The following is a 17,430-nucleotide window of genomic DNA, read 5'->3' as shown; positions in this document are numbered from 1 at the left end:
TGGCCGGAGGGATATTTTTCCTAACTTCGGCATATATAAAATTATAAAAAATGAGTTTAAAAGGCTATAAAGGCGTAATTTACGGAGATGCCGTTCAGGAATTATTTGAACAGGCTAAAAAACATCAGTTTGCATTACCTGCAGTTAACGTTACCGGTACTAATACAGTAAATGCGGTAATGGAAACAGCTAAGGCAGTTAATTCACCTGTTATGATTCAGCTTTCCAATGGCGGTGCCCAATTTTACGCTGGAAAAACATTGAATAATGACAATTTGAATGCATGTGTATTAGGCGCAGTTTCTGCAGCTAAACATGTTCATTTATTAGCTGAGCATTACGGTGTTGCAGTAGTTTTGCATACTGACCACGCAGCAAAGAAACTATTACCATGGATCGACGGTTTATTAGACCATGGCGAGAAATTCTTCGCAGAGCATGGTAAACCATTGTTTTCTTCACATATGTTAGATTTGTCAGAAGAATCTATCGAAGAAAATATTGAGATTTCTGCTAAATACCTGGAGCGTATGGCTAAAATGGGTATGACTATCGAAATCGAACTAGGTGTAACTGGTGGAGAAGAAGATGGTGTAGATAACAGTGATGTAGATAGCTCAAAACTATATACTCAACCTTCAGAAGTAGCTTATGCTTACGAAGAATTGAGCAAAGTGAGTGATAAATTTACGATTGCAGCAGCTTTCGGTAATGTTCACGGAGTTTACAAACCAGGTAATGTGAAATTACAACCAATAATTCTTAAGAATTCTCAGGATTTCATCAGAGAAAAATTCGGAGTTACTGCTGAGAAACCAATCAACTTTGTATTCCATGGTGGTTCTGGTTCTACTCAAGAAGAAATCAGAGAAGCAATTTCTTACGGAGCAATCAAAATGAACATCGATACCGATATGCAATGGGCATTATGGGAAGGCGTTTTGGATTATTATAAAGCAAATGAAGCTTATCTTCAAGCGCAAATTGGTAACCCTGATGGCGATGATAAACCAAATAAAAAATATTATGATCCTCGCGTTTGGTTACGTAAAGGTGAAGAAGCTTTTGTTAAACGTTTAACTCAGGCTTTTGACGACCTTAACTGTAGAGACGCTAGCGATAAACTATAGTTTTTCGTTAAGATCAGGCGTTTTAATACGCTAAAACAAACAGCGGCTGCATCATATCATGGTGCAGCCGCTGTTTGTTTTAAATAAAACATCAATAAATCATAATCCCTATTTTTATCATATTTGTATAAATATCAGCAAGCAATGGAAACACTATTTGTAAATAAGGTCAGCGGAAAAGAAACATTGGATCAAGTACATGAGATCCGTAGAATCGTCTTTGTAGAGGAGCAAAATTGTCCGCCGGAATTGGAATGGGAACATGAAGAGGAATCTATTCACTTTCTTGCCACGATGGACAATCAGCCATGTGGTGCTTGTAGATGGAGAAAGACAGAGCAAGGCTATAAGCTGGAAAGGTTTGCAGTGTTAAAAGCATATAGAGGGAAACGAATAGGACAGGCCCTGGTAGCGGCAGCCCTGGCGGATTTACCTGCAGATGCAACTTATATTTACCTGAATGCACAGTTGGAAGCTATGCCTTTATACGCTAAATTTGGTTTTGTGGCAGAAGGACCACAATTTGAAGAAGCAGGAATTCAGCATTTTAAAATGGTGAAGAGAGCATAATTCCTGATCAACAAAAGATGAGATTCATTCATTAACTTAAGAATATCTGAGGGGAGAGCTGTACAGCAGCTTTCCATTTCTCCATATTCAGGCCTAAAGTTTCTCCCTTAGTTTCCAAAAACCAGATCAGATCTTCTGTTGCCAAATTACCAGTTAGTTCGTCTGTCGCCATAGGGCAACCTCCGAAGCCTTTTAAGGCACTATCGAAACGATAGCACCCAGAATCATAAGCGGCCTCTATTTTTTCGATACGAGTGTCCGCTGTGCTGTGTAGATGAACACCAATCTCTACCTGATTAAAATTCCTGATCATTCCTGGCAAAATTGCTTTTATTCTTTCAGGAGAGGACACTCCGATAGTATCAGATAAAGAAATGATTTTGACACCTAAGCCAGCCAGTACGTCTGTCCAGTGTAATACGATCTCTTCATTCCATAAATCTCCATAAGGATTTCCGAATCCCATAGAAAGATAAACCACTGCTGTTTTATCATGGCGATTACAAAGTTCCAGCATTTGTTTCACCGTATCCAGTGAAGCTGCAATGGTGGAATTGGTATTGCGCATTTGGAACGTTTCAGAGATTGAGAAAGGAAAACCGAGCTGATGGATTTCCGGGTGTTGAACAGCGGCTTCTACACCCCTTAAATTGGCTACTATCGCCAATAACTTAGACTTTGTAGTACTCAGGTCAAGTTTTGCCAGGACTTCTGCGGTGTCTTTTAGTTGAGGAATGGCTTTCGGACTCACAAAACTGCCAAAATCGATGGTATCAAAACCCACTTGCAGCAGCAGATTAATATAAGCTGCTTTGAGATCCGTGTCTATGAAATGATGGATCCCTTGCATGGCATCCCTTGGGCATTCTATAAGTTTAATCGACTTTTGCTGGTTCATGCGGTACTTTCTTATGGTAAGGTCGTATAATCAATCTTGTTCCACGATCGTAGCTGAAATAACTCCAAACCCAGTTTACAAAAACTACAAGTTTATTTCTAAAGCCAACGAGTGTCATCAAATGTACAAACATCCAGGTAAACCACGCGAATACTCCTTGAAATCTAATGTTGTGTAAATCAACGACTGCGCGGTTTCTACCTACTGTGGCCATGGCGCCCTTATCTTTGTATTTAAAATTTGACGTTGGTTTGTGTTCAATGATGTTCAACAAGTTTTCAGCCAATTGCCTGCCTTGTTGAATAGCTGCCGGAGCGACTCCCGGGTGGCCATTAGGAAACTCTTCAGTGATCATAGCGGCTACATCACCTATGGCGTAGATATTCTCATACCCATCCACTCTATTGACCTCATTTACCTTTAACCGATTCCCTCTAACCACGTCTTCTGGATTTAAGCCATCTAAGACCACACCTTTTACTCCTGCAGACCAGATCACATTTGCAGAAGCGATTTGTTGCCCATCACCGAGAGAAAGCATGTTGCCATCAAAGGACTGCACCCTGGCCTCAGTCATGATTTTTACGCCTAGTTCTGTTAAAAATAAATGGGCTTTTTTGGATGCCTGTGGGGACATAGCGCCAAGTAGTCTTGGAGAACCTTCAATCAGATAGATCAATACTTTGTCGATATCTAGCTCTGGGTAATCACTTTTTAACACATGTTTTTTAAGCTCGGCAATGGCACCTGCGGTTTCTACCCCGGTAGGACCGCCACCCACCACTACAAAAGTCAATAGTTCATTTGCCCTTTCCGGATCGGGAGCAATCTGTGCAGCTTCTAAATTCTGAAGAATCAAGCTCCGCAGATTTAGGGCCTCAGGAATAGATTTCATGGGCATCGCATTTTCCTGGATCTGATCTTGTCCGAAGAAATTGCTGGTCGAGCCAGTGGCAATCACCAAATGGTCGTAATCAATACTGCCAATACTCGTCTGAATGCAATTGTTTAAAGGTTGTACAGCGTTTACTTCAGCAACGCGGAAAGTCAGGTTTTTCTGCCCTTTAAAAATTTTACGGAGGGGGAAGGCAATGGAATCTGCTTCTAGTCCGCCAGTAGCCACCTGATACAGCAGGGGCTGAAAAGTATGGTAGTTGTGTTTATCTACCATGATCACTTCAATCTCTTTATCTCTTAGTTTCTTCGCTAATTCTATCCCACCAAATCCGCCACCTACGATGACTATTCTGGTTTTGTTGCCCTTCGGGAAGTGTTGCTCCATAATAATTGAATTTCTTAAATTATAGCTATAACAAAAAAGGCACCCAAAAAGGGTGCCTTTAATTATTAAATATTAAGATTTCTTATTTGTTCTTACCTAAATCGATAACGATAGGGGTAGAGATACACAATGATGAGTACGTACCGATGATACGACCAATCAATAGTGCGAAGATAAATCCGCGGATACTTGCGCCACCGAAGATGAAGATCACAAGTAATACGAAGAATACAGTTAATGAAGTCAAAATAGTACGACTCAATGTGCTGTTTAGTGCAAAGTTGATCAGTTTATTACGTTCTTCACCATGTAGGTCTTCTTTTCCGGTTTCCGCTAATTTCTCACGGATACGGTCAAATACAACTACAGTTTCCGTCATGGTGTAACCCATTACCGTTAAGATCGCTGCGATGAAATCCTGGCCAATCTCTAATGAGAATGGAAGTACACCGTCTAAGATCGTGTAGAAAGATAATACCAGTAACACATCATGGAATAATGCGATTACCGCACCTAAACCATAGTTCAGTTTCTTGAACCTTACTACGATATAGATAAACATCACTAAACAAGAGAACAAGATTGCTCCGTAAGCTCCGTAAACAATGTCACTTGCAATGATCGGACCTACCTTCTCATTACTTTCAATTTTATAAGAAACACCAGTTTTAGATAAACCATCATGAAGGGCTTTTTCTACTAACTTATCCGCGCCATTGTCTTGATCAGTGATGTGGTAAGTAGTGGTGATTTTTAATTCGTTGCTTGCGCCAGCAGTTTTAACTACAGTTTCCGACTCAGGGAATACTGCGGCTAATTTCGCTTTTACATCTTCCGTTTCCATTCCTTTATCGAAGTGAACGATATACGTTCTACCACCTTTAAAGTCGATACCTAAGTTCAATCCACCATTTTTGAAGTAGAAGATGAAACCTAATACGATGATCGCAGTAGAGATGCTGTAATAGATTTTTCTATGTCCAACGAAGTTAAAGGCCATGTTTTTGAAAGCATGGATCGTGTATTTATTACCGAAAGTAATGTTTGCTTTTTTCTCTAATAACCAGTCGAACACTAAACGTGAGATCAATACCGCACAGAATAATGAAGAAAGGATACCAATACAAAGTGTAGTTGCAAAACCTTGAACCGGACCAGTACCGAAAATGTAAAGAATTGCTCCTAATACAAATACGGTAACGTTTGAGTCAATGATAGAAGACATTGCATGTTTGAAACCTTCTTTGATTGCAACCGGAGTTGGTTTACCTAAGTTCAGTTCTTCTCTTACACGTTCGAAGATCAGGATGTTCGCATCTACGGATAACCCGATTACCAATACGATACCTGCGATACCTGGCAAGGTCAATACAGCACCCAGTGAAACCAGGATACCCATGATGAAGAATAAGTTGATCACCAAGGCAAGGTTAGCTACCCATCCTGCTTTATTGTAATATAAAGCCATGAATACTAAGATCACCACGAAGGCAAGTACGAAAGAGATTAAACCATCATGAATTGCCACTTCACCTAAAGAAGGACCAACCACGAACTCACCAACGATTCTTGCTGGAGCTGGAAGCTTACCTGCTTTTAAGATGTTGGCTAAATCTTGTGTATCATTAACGGTGAAGTTACCAGTGATAGAAGAGATACCGTTAGGAATTTCGTTCTGTACAGTTGGTGCAGAGTAAACCGTATTGTCTAATACAATTGCAATAGATTTTTTGTTGTTTGGATCTGCTGCTGCTTCTGCAGTAATTTTTTTCCATTTCGTAGCGCCATCGCCAGTCATGTACATTGTTACTTCTGGTCTGCCTTTCTGATCGTAATCATGACGGGCATCGCTGATTGCATCACCACCTAAATCTGGTTTGCCATCCATTGAAGTCGCTTTGATTGCATATAATTCAAAAATCTTAGCACCACCAGTAGTCGAAACGTCCATTGGTTTAACGCTCCACATGAACTTGAAGCTCTGAGGAATGATAGAAGCTACTTCAGGTCTTTTGAAGTATTCATTTACTTTCGCAGTATCTTTTTGAGCTACCCAACCAACAACAGGACCCGGACGCAATGAAGTTTGTCCGTTTTCAGCTTGATAAGTAGGTACGTTTAATACAGAGAATAATGGATTAGATTTTGCAACATCTTTGTTTTTCAAAGCTGTTGAATCTTTGGTGTCTTTATTTTTAGCAAGACCAGCCAACTTACTTTCTGATTTCGCAGCGGTAGTATCTGTACCTGCTGTAACTACTTCAGTAGTTTTTAAAGTGGAAGCTAATGTCTTGTTGATGTTTTCCAATACTGGATACACTTCCTCATTGTTGTATACCTGCCAGAATTGTAATTCTGCAGATCCTTGCAATAATTTGTGAACCCTTTCTTTATCCTGAACACCTGGCATCTCAATCAGGATACGGTTAGTACCTTCTTGTTTTTGCATGTTAGGACTTACCACACCGAAACCATCGATACGGCTTCTGATGATGACGAAAGAACGGTCAATCGCACTTGTTGCTTCTTTAGACAAATAGTTTTTAACCTCTGAATTGCTGGCGTTAGCTTTTAGCAATTTAGCGTTGTCTTGATTTGAAAAGAAGTCAGCCAATTTCACATTCGGAGAAAGTTTCTCAAACTCATCCACAAATAATGCGATGAAATCTTTTCCACCTGCATTAAGTTTTTCTTGCGCAATTGCCAATGCTTTGTTGAAATTAGCATCATCAGGATTACCAGCTAATGACTTAACCAGTTCAGATAACGAGATCTCCATCGTTACGTTCATCCCACCTTTAAGGTCTAGCCCAAGGTTAATTTCTTTTCCTTTACAAAACTGGTAGTTAAATCCAAAAACAGGATAAACCGGCACTGTGGCCATAGAATCTAAATAAGCTTTTTCCTTATTCAAGTCTCCTTTGGCATAAGCCTTTGCGTCTTTTTCAACTTTCGAAGTGACAAAGTTGAATGAGAGAGAATACACACAGACAATACCTAGTAGTATTGCCATAAATTTAATAAAACCTTTACCCTGCATTTGTTTGTAATTATTAGTCTATATAAGCTATATATTTTTTTAACAAGTCGGCAAATCTAATTATTTTTTTAAATAATAGGCTACCTTCTTAATTTTTTATTATGGGAGCTTAACTATTTGCGTTCAAGCGTTGAAAACGTATAAGCTACCTTGTTTTTTTCATCAGGAAGATGATTTTCTGTACTGAGTTCCTTCCATGCTGCAGGATCAATTTCTGGGAAGAAAGTGTCTGCTTCATAGGATTGGTGTACTCTGGTTAGGTAAATCTTGTTGCTGAGTGCTAAAGCGTGCTTGTAAATTTCTGCACCACCAATGATGAAAACCTCCTCTGTACCTTCGCAAAGTGCGAGGGCCTCGTCTAAGCTATTGGTGATTTCTGTCCCCGGAAGTTCCAGCTCGTGGTTTCTGGTAATCACAATATTACGCCTGTTGGGAAGTGGTCTGCCAATGGAATCGTAGGTTTTTCTGCCCATGATGATGGTGTGTCCACTGGTAATGTCCTTGAAATGTTTTAAGTCTGCTGGCAGATGCCATAACAATTGGTTGTCTTTACCGATGGCATTATTTTCGGCAATGGCGACTACAATGGAAACGATCATACGGCAACAGCTCCTTTAATGTGAGGATGTGGTTCGTAACCCTCAAGGTTAAAATCTTCAAATTTAAAATCCATCAGGTCTTTGACCTCTGGGTTAATTTTCATGAGCGGTAATTTTTTTGGCTCCCTGCTCAATTGCAGTCTGGCCTGGTCTATATGGTTATTGTATAAATGGGCATCACCAAGCGTATGAATGAAATCTCCGTATTCGAGTCCACATACCTGGGCAACCATCATGGTCAATAAGGCGTAAGATGCGATATTAAACGGAACTCCCAAAAAGATATCTGCACTTCTTTGGTACAATTGACAGCTTAGTTTACCATCTGCGACATAAAATTGGAAAAAGGCATGGCAAGGAGGTAATGCCATATCTTCGATATCGGCTACATTCCAGGCAGACACAATAATCCTTCTCGAGTCTGGATTGTTCTTTATGGTATGGATGATTTGGCTGATCTGATCAATTTTACGGCCGTCAGGCGTTGGCCATGAACGCCATTGGGAACCATATACTGGTCCAAGGTTTCCAGCTGCATCTGCCCATTCGTCCCAGATTTTTACGCCATTATCTTTTAGATACTTAATGTTGGTGTCTCCACTTAAGAACCAGATCAGTTCATGGATAATGGATTTGAGGTGTAATTTTTTTGTGGTCACCATTGGAAATCCTTCCTGAAGGTTAAATCTCATTTGATAACCGAACACGCTAATGGTTCCTGTTCCGGTACGGTCATGTTTCTGTGTGCCATGATCGAGCACGTGCTGCATTAAATCTAAATATTGTTTCATGTATTGGCAAGCTTCTTTTGTCTGCAAAAAAGACTTGTGCAAGATAGTATTTTTTAAGAGTTAGCTGTGACCAGCCGCTGCAAAAGTAATAAATAAAATAATCCCGGAAGAGTAGGGGGGCGGGTAGAGTGGCCTATTCGAATTGGGTATAGAAAGAGTCCTGGTAGGACTTTAATGCCTGCAGGTGGTTTGTTCTGGTTGTTTTTTGAATTTTCAAGTGTTTTTCTGAATTTTTAATTAATGCAACAAAGGGAAAATTTGAATTAGTAAGTTTGCGATACAAAATCATAATGGATGCTTGCCTTTGCTAACGCTAAAATTAATCTTGGTTTACAGATAACCGGAAAACGTGCGGATGGATACCATAATATTGAAACCGTTTTTTATCCGGTGAAGCTTTACGACGTTGTTGAAAGCCTGGATGCCGATGTATTAAGTTGTACTGTTGAAGGAATTGAGGTTCCAGGAGCGGCAGCAGATAACATCTGTTTGAAAGCTTATCAACTGTTGAAACAAGACTTTGACCTTCCTCCTCAACACCTTTGTTTGTTGAAAAACATCCCGGTAGGGGCTGGCTTGGGGGGCGGTTCTGCTGATGCTGCTTTTATCATTAAGCTCCTGAACGATAAGTTTAAACTCGGTCTTTCTATCCCTAAAATGGAAGATTATGCCAGGCAACTTGGTGCAGATTGTGCCTTTTTTATCAGGAATGAACCTCGGTATGCGGAAGGAAAAGGGGATGAGTTTACCGAAATTCAGGTAGATCTCTCGTCCTATTTTCTGGTATTGGTAAAACCAGTATTCCACGTTTCTACGGCGGAGGCTTATGCAGGAATAATGATCGCAGACACTGGTACATCGGTAAAAGATTTAATACATTTGCCTTTGAGGGAATGGAAAGCGAATCTGAAGAATGATTTCGAGACTTCTGTGTTTTTGAAGTACCCTGAAATTGCAGCGGTCAAAGCGCATCTTTACCAGCAGGGAGCAATTTACGCAGCAATGAGTGGGAGCGGATCGGCGGTATATGCCATTTTTGAAAAACCAGTGCAACTTCTTGAACTCGAAAGAACCAATAAAGTATTTTATAACGTTTAGTGAATTATGGAAATCAACCTGATAAGAAAAAACGATAAATTTAATTTTGAAGCAGAAAATTCTAGCGGTTTTAAGGTAGAACTAGATGCAAAGCAGGAAATAGGCGGCGAAGGAAAAGGTTTCCGCCCAATGGAGATGCTGCTGATTGGCCTAGGCGGATGCAGTGGAATCGACATGGTAAATGTCCTGACGAAACAAAAAGAACCACTGGATGATGTGAAGATCAAAATCAAAGCCAGCAGAAAAACGGAAGAAATGCCGCCTATATTTGACGTCATCAACATTCATTTTGACTTGTATGGCGCTTTAAACGTTCAAAAAGTAGAACGTGCATTAGCCCTTACCTTCGATAAATACTGCTCGGTATCCAATATTTTGGGACGCTCAGCAACCATTAACTTTACATATACCATTCATCAATAATAAAATGCAAGAAGAGAACCAAGAAGAGAATTTCGAAACCCTGGCCATACGCTTACAAGCCGAGAGAACCCATTTTAAAGAGCATTCGGTGCCTTTATACCTGACTTCAAGTTATAAATTTGACGATTCGGAAGAAATGCGCGCTTTGTTTGCAAATGAAAAGGAAGGCAACGTTTACAGCCGTTATGCCAATCCGAATACTTCTGAATTAATTGATAAGATGGCCGTTTTAGAAGGCGCAGAATCAGGATGGGTAACGGCAACCGGTATGGCTGCGATCTTTACCACTTTTGCTGCTTTTTTAAAGTCTGGTGATCATGTATTGGCTAGCAGATCTGTTTTTGGATCTACACACCAGTTATTAAATAATATTTTCCCAAAATGGGGGATTTCCTATACTTATGCGGATCTGGATAAACCAGAACAAATGGAGCAAGGAATCCAGCCAAATACAAAAATCATTTTTGTTGAAACGCCTTCCAACCCTGGGATCGATATTATCGACCTGGAGTGGCTGGCGAAACTGGCAAAAAAACATGGGGTATTGTTAGTGGTAGACAATTGCTTTGCCACACCATACCTGCAACAGCCTATTAAATTGGGTGCAGATATTTCTATCCACTCGGCTACTAAGTTTATCGACGGACAAGGTCGTACCTTAGGTGGTGTGATTTTAGGTTCAAACAAATTGATTCTGGAAATCGAAGCCTTTGCTAGGCATAGTGGGCCGGCAATGTCGCCTTTCAATGCCTGGTTGTTATCGAAAAGTTTAGAGACTTTAGCCGTTCGTATGGACAGACATTGTGAGAATGCAATGAAAGTAGCCGAATTTTTAGAAAGTCATCCCCGCATTAAAAAAGTTAGGTATCCTTTCTTACCTTCTCACCCTCAGTATGAAATTGCTAAAAAGCAAATGAAACAGGGTGGTGGTATTGTAACCTTAGTGATTGAAGGTGGAGCTGCTGCAGCCAGCAAATTCATGGATAAGTTGAAAATGTTCTCCATTTCTGCAAATCTTGGGGATACGAGATCAATTGCTACTCATCCTGCAACCAGTACTCATTCCAAATTAACGGAAGAGCAAAGGTTAGAGGTTGGTATTGAACAAGGATCTGTTCGTTTGTCAATTGGTTTAGAGCACATCAATGATATCCTTGCTGATATCAAACAGGCATTAAGCTAACTAATTAATATAATCGCGATCTTCATCGCTGATCGATTTCTTAACGTCCTCAGGTTTTTCCTGGGGATGTTCTTTATCATAGGTACTGATGGTAACTTTTGGTCGCCCGGCCATATAACCCAGTATGAACCCAATAAAAGTACAGACTCCAATCACTAAAAGCTTAGAAACATCTGCTTTTGCAAAAATGAAATCAAAACTTACCTGATCAGTATTGATCATTAAAAAGACAGTAATGAGGACGGTAAAGACGATGATGAAAATGGTTTTGGCGCGCATGTGTTAAAAACTATAATTTAAAATTAGTTCTAAGATAGGATTTTGATGATAAAATTTGTTTACAAAAACCATTCTAGCCCCTATATCCACTACAGGTTGGTAGCGAAGTAAGTTCATACTACTACGTAATTCGAAGCCAAAAGTTTTAGGCTGACTCAGATTTGTGTCCTCCCCAAGGTTTTCATAATGACAAAATAATCCTCCCCGAAGGTTACGGACGTACGCCAATGCGCCTACTTCTGCATCTGGAAAAGCAATTGGGAAACGGTAGTTTAGCAATAGCGTGTTTTTAAGAATATTGATCGCTGGAATGTTATTGTACCCGTAAACCGTATTTATTTGCTGATCGAATGTTCTAATTCCTGAGCTGTGTTGAAAGCTGAAATTGGCGAGAAAAGAGTGGTTTCTGGCTATACCAGGGAAGTAAAAAAAGGTTTCTGCAGCAAAAAGATCACCGGTAAGTTGTTTGTCAAACGGCTGATGCAGATAGGTTAACCTTAAAATTTGAGCCCATTTTGGAGCAACATCTCTTTCCGATTGTCTGATGCTATGGGTAAAGCTAAAGCTATACTCCAAGGGGAACTTCAGGGTGTTAATGTAATTTTTTGGCATATTCTCCGGGTGGTACCTTTTCGTGTAGCTGGTCGTGGTACTGAAAGAGAAATTGTAATTGTCGTTTAAGGCGTTCAGACTGAAGGGTAAGGTGGCCGCTAAGCGAATGTCGTTTTCTCGCCAATCGCCCTGCTGTACTCCTTTTGAGCTATTGTAGAACGCACGTCTTGGTCTGTTGCGATAGGTGACGCCCAATACCGGATAAAAACCTTTATAGGTAAATCCTGCATTGTATTCAAAGCGTCCCAGATCCCGGAAGTAATTGACGCCCGCAAAAACATTCATGGTATTCAATAGGTTGTCGGAGTTAATTTGCAAGCCGCCACGGTACTCATCTTCAATAACGGGATTAACACTGTGTACCCGGAACAAGTTTTTTAATCCACCATAGGTCTTTGAAGTATAACTGCTGTCCGGAATGTGGTTAAACACATTACCCGTGTTTTCTTGTTTTGCTGCCGCTGCGCCAAGAAAGACAAAGTGACTTTCTCCAGGAGCTTTTGCTTGAATACTAGTTTCTGTAATTTCATAACCATCAATTCCATAGTTATTGAAAATCATGGTTTGCTCATCAGCAGAAAAGGCTGGGTTAAATGCACCGTATTTGGCTGCACTAAGCGCGCTTATTTTTTTTGAGGCGATGTCTAAATAGTAAATGTTGTCAATTCCATTGTAATGCGCATTAAAAGCAATGCCTTTGGAAAAGTAAATAGGTCTGCTGAGCTGCTGTTGGCTGAAGGGGATTAATACCTCTGTTTTTCCATTGCGATCTAATTGCCGAAGCTCCTTCCCTTGCTCAGTCACAGCAATAAATGCGATGGCTGTACCATCCGGATTGAAGGATGGGGTTTGAAGAATCAGATTATTCGGATTCGGATAGGTGTGAAGGGTTGCTCCGGTTTTAGCATCCAGTTCTACCAAATTGGCCTGATTACTCAGGTCATACCTTACCGCGATTATCTTGCTGCCATCCGAAGATAGGGAAGGGGAGAATAATCTGCTTCTGGAACTGAGTTTATGTACACGTCCACTTTTTAAATCATACCTATTAATGACGCTGAAGCTTTGCTGTTTAAACCTCGGGTCGTACCTGACCTCATCCCAGACCAATACCCCCTTTGCATAGCTGAACCAAGGTTGTTCCTGTAAGCCAATAGCGCGTAGTTTTTTCTCTTTTTTATCCGGTCCTATTCGCACAAAATGCGGGGTTTCTCCCTTGCTTTGTTTTAACGCAATAATCTGTTGGTCGTTGATTTTAACCGGCAGAAAATAACTAGTGGCATAATCTGCTTTTTTATTCAGTACCGGATAGTCCTTTGAAGGTGTTTTATGGGCTTGTTCAGTCCATTCTGCACGTAGCTTTTCTGTATTGGTACGGAACCATTCTGTAGTTCCTTTGCCACTAAACTTTTTTAGACTTTTAGAAAAAGGGTAAAGACGGGCAGGATGGTGTCTAATATCGGTAAGTACGCTATCAAACACATATTTTCCGGAAGCTTCCCGAATTCTGGAGGCCAGGGTATAGCCGAGTTGGTAATAACCAGGAGTAAGGTCTTTCTCCGAATCGAAATTAGATTTGGTATAAGAATATTTTTTTCCTTCCAGGAGTTGGGTTCTATAGGGCATGATCCAGCTCGGGATTCTTCCTCGACCGGCATTGGTTAATGAGGTTTCTGTGCTGACAGCATCTCCTTCAAAATACCAGAGCGGAATACTAACGCCGAGCCAGGCAAAATAAACGGTTTCCGGAAATGGCTGCGCTTTTTCTCCGGTGAGTTTATCGAATTGTGCCACATGGCGAAGTTCATGAACGGCCAGGTTATTGAGCCAATCCTGACTATCGAATTGTTGTGGAGGGGTAGTGTAAAATTCCGATTTCTTTGGTGCAAGCTGAACAAAGCCATTTGCAATGACACCCCGATTTTGAAGAATAATGGGGATGATGGTTTTTAATTCACCTAAACTTGCACCTACATAAGGGTAAATGTGCGTAATCGTGTTCGACATCCGTTGTGCTTCTTTCTCCAACTCTGTCGGGTAAATGATCCTGAATCCTGAAGCATTAATTTGTCTCCATTTTACACCAGGAGGGTTTTGTTCGGAGTTGAAAATCTGGGCAAAGCTACTTGGCCCGGTTAGACTTATTGTTAATGAAGCTATAATGGCAATGATTAGCCGACTATTAACTGAGTATATCGCCATTATTCTGGTTACTGATGGTTCGGACTTGAATGTTTTTTATGCTTTACAGGTTGATCTTATTCCCGGGTTCATTAAAAAAATGGAAGAGGAAAACAAGTACCAGGGCTGAAATATAAGTATTTTTTCGGAGATGAAAACAGGTGTTTTGAGCGGGAAGGAAGAAGGTAATGAGGTTATTCCCTGTACTTAACTAATTTAGACTCTTGCGTTTTTGATAAACCGGATATAGGAAAACGGCTCCAATGATCAGGAGAGCTCCTGCATAAAAACCGACCGACATGGTTTCTTTTGTCCCAAAGAAAAGGAAGGCCAAAATGATGCCATATACGGGTTCGAGATTGGTGATGAGTGCCACCCGAAAAGCAGATAGCGTACGCATGACAGATACACCTGCTACATAGGCTAGTGCCGTGCAAATGGTGCCCAGTAACAAGAGATAAGACCAGTCTGAAAAGCTTAGGTCAAATTGTTCGCTTAGTAAGGAATGGTCAAATAAACGGTAAAGCGTGATCCAAAATAAGGCACCTGCCATTTCATAAAAACCAATGATTTTTGGATCGCTTTTCTGTACCAATGTAGAGTTGATGGTGGAGAATAAGCTGGAAGCCAGTGCAGAAGATAGGCCCATAATAATGCCTAAAGTATAGCCTGACTCGAATTTAAAGATCAGGTAGATGCCCAAAATAATGATTAGTCCGATGATCACATCTGGAACCAGAATTGGCTTTTTCTTAATCAGTGGTTCTAAAATCGCGGTAAAAAGCGTAAATGAGGATAGGCAAACGAGTGTAACCGAGACCGTGGAAACCTTAATGGCATAAAAAAATAGAATCCAATGTAGTGCTACAATACTTCCGGTAAAGAAGAATTGAAGGAATTGTTTCCTGGAAACCTTTAAGCTCGTCTTAGAACAGAGAAAATAGATAAACAAAGTCAGACTGGCAATCAATACACGATACCAAACCAACTGTACCGCATTAACCGAAATTACTGCACCAAGGATACCGGTAAAACCCCAAATAAAGACGGTAGCGTGTAAAATTAACAGGTTTCTTTTCGTAGAAATTTGAACCGGCGCTGTCACTTATTTTGGTGCTTTTCGGAGTAAATAATAGCCCAGTAAGCCGAAAATTATAGTGGGCACCATTACCGCTAGTAGCGGCGAAATCCCTCCCTTTAAGGAGAACATCTTGGCAAACTGGTTCAGGACAATATAGCCGAAGCTTAAAATAATCCCTATTCCCAGTGGTAATCCCACACCACCACGAACTTTTCTGGAGGATAATGCGACCCCAATGAGGGTAAGTACGAATGCGGATAAAGGTTGTAGATATCGTTTGTAGCGTTCAAATAAAAGGTCGTTCATGATACCAGAACCACGGATTTCTTCTTTTTTTATCTTTTCAGAAAGATCCTTATTAGATAGGTTTTCATAGATATTGTCATAGGCGGAGAAATCATCAGGACGCATATCCAAGACCGTATCTTTCGTTTTATTGCTACCATTAATCATGGTTTCTTTTAAGCCATCGATGTTTCTGATAGAATAATTGCTGAGCTTCCAGGAACGTTTCAAGGAATCCCATTTGATTTCGTCAGCTACAATTTTCTTGGTCATCACATCTCCTTTAAAGTTGTCTAAAGAGAACTGTACCCCGGTTTTAGTCTTATTGTCAAAGCTCCTCATGTAGATGTAAGTCTTCGCATCCAGCTTCATGTGAATGTCTGATTTGCTCGTCGGATCATTCTTTTTAATAAAGGTGTTTTCGAAGTTGTTCTTAATCTGGTTCGTATAAGGAAGGATGTACAGATTTGAGCCCAGGTTGAACGCAAAAATGATAAATGCCGAGATAAAATAAGGAAGGAGGAAGCGGTTAAAGCTTACTCCTCCACTTAAAATAGGAACAATTTCCGTCTGATCGGCCATCTTTGCTGTAAAAAAGATTACCGCAATAAAATTGATCAGCGGAGAAAGCATGTTGACATAGAATGGGATAGACCCTGCATAATACAGGGAAACCACTTGCCAAAAGGTCAGGTTGTTACCGAGAAAGTCATCGAGTTTCTCTGAAAGGTCAAAGATGACAATGATGACTACAAAAAGCGTTAGGGTATAAAGGAATGTACCCAAATACTTACTGATAATGTACCAGTCGATGATTTTAATCCTGCCTTTTAAAAAGCTCATTTATAATTTATTACCTAATATGGTCACCATTTTATTTTTCCAGGCATAAAACTCCCCACTAATGATTTTTTCTCTGGCAGTATTTACTAGCCACAGGTAAAAATGCAGGTTGTGTAAAGTAGCAATTTGTGCACCTAACATCTCTTTAGAGTGCATTAAGTGTCTTAAATAAGCCTTCGAGTATACTTGATCGGCGTATAAATCACTTTCTGCATCAATAGGAGAGAAATCATCTGCCCATTTCTTGTTACCGATGTTAATGATTCCATTTCTGGTGAATAACATTCCATTTCTTGCATTTCTGGTCGGCATTACACAGTCGAACATATCAACACCTAAGGCGATATTTTCCAAAATGTTGATTGGTGTACCTACGCCCATTAAATAACGTGGCTTCTCATAAGGTAAAATGTCACACACCACTTCGGTCATGCCGTACATTTCTTCTGCAGGTTCTCCAACAGATAAACCGCCAATTGCATTTCCCTCGCGGTCCATACTGGCTATAAATTCTGCAGATTTCTTTCTTAAATCTTTATATACAGATCCTTGTACAATTGGGAATAAGGTTTGATTGAAACCGTACTTTGGTTCTGTCGTATCAAAGCGCTTACAGCAACGTTTTAACCAACGGTGCGTCATATTGATCGAGTTCGCCGCATATTTATAATCACATGGGTATGGCGTACATTCGTCAAATGCCATGATGATATCCGCCCCGATAGTACGTTGGATGTCCATCGCATATTCTGGCGTAAATAAGTGTTTTGAACCGTCAATATGAGAACGGAAAGTTACCCCTTCCTCTCTAATCTTATTTACTTTACTCAAAGAATAGACCTGGTAACCTCCACTATCCGTTAAAATCGGACGGTCCCAGCCAATGAATTTATGCAATCCACCGCTTCTTTCAATAATGTCTAAACCTGGTCTCAGGTATAGGTGATAGGTATTTCCAAGAATAATCTTGGCGTCAATATCCTCTTTAAGTTCTCGTTGATGAACTGCTTTAACAGTCCCGGCAGTGCCTACAGGCATGAAAATAGGGGTTTGTATATCCCCATGATCTGTTGTTACTGTTCCTGCTCTTGCCTTTGAATGTGTATCTTTTGCCTGTAAGGTAAATTTCATAAAT

The 17,430-nt window shown here is 40.4% G+C and carries 15 protein-coding genes; 5 read left to right on the top strand and 10 right to left on the bottom strand.

The genetic code is table 11. From position 1 onward, the window contains the following. Positions 1 to 50 precede the first annotated feature (50 nt). Positions 51 to 1,130 carry a class II fructose-bisphosphate aldolase gene (gene fbaA, locus GM920_RS17810; RefSeq protein ID WP_182959976.1) on the top strand — a complete coding sequence of 360 codons (1,080 nt, stop codon included), beginning with the start codon at positions 51 to 53 and terminating at the stop codon, positions 1,128 to 1,130. A gap of 144 nt (positions 1,131 to 1,274) precedes the next feature. After that, complete coding sequence (locus tag GM920_RS17805) at positions 1,275 to 1,700, top strand: GNAT family N-acetyltransferase (protein WP_182959974.1); 426 nt, start codon at positions 1,275 to 1,277, stop codon at positions 1,698 to 1,700. Between the two features lie 31 nt (positions 1,701 to 1,731). On the opposite strand, the gene GM920_RS17800 is transcribed toward GM920_RS17805, so the two are convergent. From GM920_RS17800 to GM920_RS17780, 5 genes are all read right to left on the bottom strand, one after another. After that, positions 1,732 to 2,598, bottom strand: coding sequence for a hydroxymethylglutaryl-CoA lyase (locus tag GM920_RS17800; RefSeq protein WP_182959972.1), 867 nt, complete (start codon positions 2,596 to 2,598; stop codon positions 1,732 to 1,734). Next, the gene (locus GM920_RS17795) at positions 2,576 to 3,880 is read right to left on the bottom strand and encodes an NAD(P)/FAD-dependent oxidoreductase (RefSeq protein ID WP_182959971.1); all 1,305 of its coding nucleotides are present in this window, start codon (positions 3,878 to 3,880) and stop codon (positions 2,576 to 2,578) included. Before GM920_RS17795 ends, GM920_RS17800 begins: the two co-directional genes overlap by 23 nt. Positions 3,881 to 3,962: 82 nt before the next feature. Further along, entirely contained in the window at positions 3,963 to 6,920 is a 2,958-nt protein-coding gene (gene secDF / locus GM920_RS17790; protein ID WP_182959969.1) for a protein translocase subunit SecDF, read from the bottom strand. Positions 6,921 to 7,033: 113 nt separating this feature from the next. Next, positions 7,034 to 7,519 carry a dihydrofolate reductase gene (locus GM920_RS17785; RefSeq protein ID WP_182959967.1) on the bottom strand — a complete coding sequence of 162 codons (486 nt, stop codon included), beginning with the start codon at positions 7,517 to 7,519 and terminating at the stop codon, positions 7,034 to 7,036. After that, entirely contained in the window at positions 7,516 to 8,310 is a 795-nt protein-coding gene (locus GM920_RS17780) for a thymidylate synthase (RefSeq protein ID WP_182959965.1), read from the bottom strand. The genes GM920_RS17785 and GM920_RS17780 overlap by 4 nt, the downstream gene beginning before the upstream one ends. 294 nt (positions 8,311 to 8,604) lie before the next feature. On the opposite strand from GM920_RS17780, the gene ispE reads away from it, so the two are divergent. Genes ispE through GM920_RS17765 form a run of 3 tightly spaced genes read left to right on the top strand, consistent with a single transcriptional unit; the run spans position 8,605 to position 11,014 of the window. Continuing rightward, on the top strand, positions 8,605 to 9,408 hold the full coding sequence (ispE, locus tag GM920_RS17775) for a 4-(cytidine 5'-diphospho)-2-C-methyl-D-erythritol kinase (RefSeq protein WP_182959963.1): 804 nt from the start codon (positions 8,605 to 8,607) through the stop codon (positions 9,406 to 9,408). Between the two features lie 6 nt (positions 9,409 to 9,414). Then, positions 9,415 to 9,831, top strand: coding sequence for an OsmC family protein (locus GM920_RS17770; protein ID WP_182959961.1), 417 nt, complete (start codon positions 9,415 to 9,417; stop codon positions 9,829 to 9,831). 4 nt (positions 9,832 to 9,835) lie between these two features. After that, complete coding sequence (locus GM920_RS17765; RefSeq protein ID WP_182959959.1) at positions 9,836 to 11,014, top strand: trans-sulfuration enzyme family protein; 1,179 nt, start codon at positions 9,836 to 9,838, stop codon at positions 11,012 to 11,014. On the opposite strand, the gene GM920_RS17760 is transcribed toward GM920_RS17765, so the two are convergent. The 5 genes from GM920_RS17760 to tgt all read right to left on the bottom strand — a co-directional run bounded on the left by GM920_RS17760 (position 11,015) and on the right by tgt (position 17,426). Continuing rightward, entirely contained in the window at positions 11,015 to 11,293 is a 279-nt protein-coding gene (locus GM920_RS17760; RefSeq protein WP_182959958.1) for a LapA family protein, read from the bottom strand. It abuts the gene before it with no gap. 3 nt (positions 11,294 to 11,296) lie between these two features. Further along, positions 11,297 to 14,107: a hypothetical protein gene (locus GM920_RS17755; protein WP_182959957.1), complete on the bottom strand. Its 2,811-nt coding sequence runs from the start codon at positions 14,105 to 14,107 to the stop codon at positions 11,297 to 11,299. A 190-nt stretch (positions 14,108 to 14,297) separates the two neighbouring features. Continuing rightward, complete coding sequence (locus tag GM920_RS17750; RefSeq protein WP_317171560.1) at positions 14,298 to 15,191, bottom strand: DMT family transporter; 894 nt, start codon at positions 15,189 to 15,191, stop codon at positions 14,298 to 14,300. Then, positions 15,192 to 16,295, bottom strand: a complete 1,104-nt coding sequence (locus GM920_RS17745; RefSeq protein ID WP_182959956.1) for an LptF/LptG family permease — start codon at positions 16,293 to 16,295, stop codon at positions 15,192 to 15,194. Then, the gene (gene tgt / locus GM920_RS17740) at positions 16,296 to 17,426 is read right to left on the bottom strand and encodes a tRNA guanosine(34) transglycosylase Tgt (protein ID WP_182959955.1); all 1,131 of its coding nucleotides are present in this window, start codon (positions 17,424 to 17,426) and stop codon (positions 16,296 to 16,298) included. Positions 17,427 to 17,430: the final 4 nt, after the last annotated feature.

Source organism: Pedobacter gandavensis (assembly GCF_014172405.1).
GTDB classification, from domain to species: Bacteria; Bacteroidota; Bacteroidia; order Sphingobacteriales; family Sphingobacteriaceae; genus Pedobacter; species Pedobacter gandavensis.
This window is presented reverse-complemented; position numbering and strand designations above follow the sequence as displayed.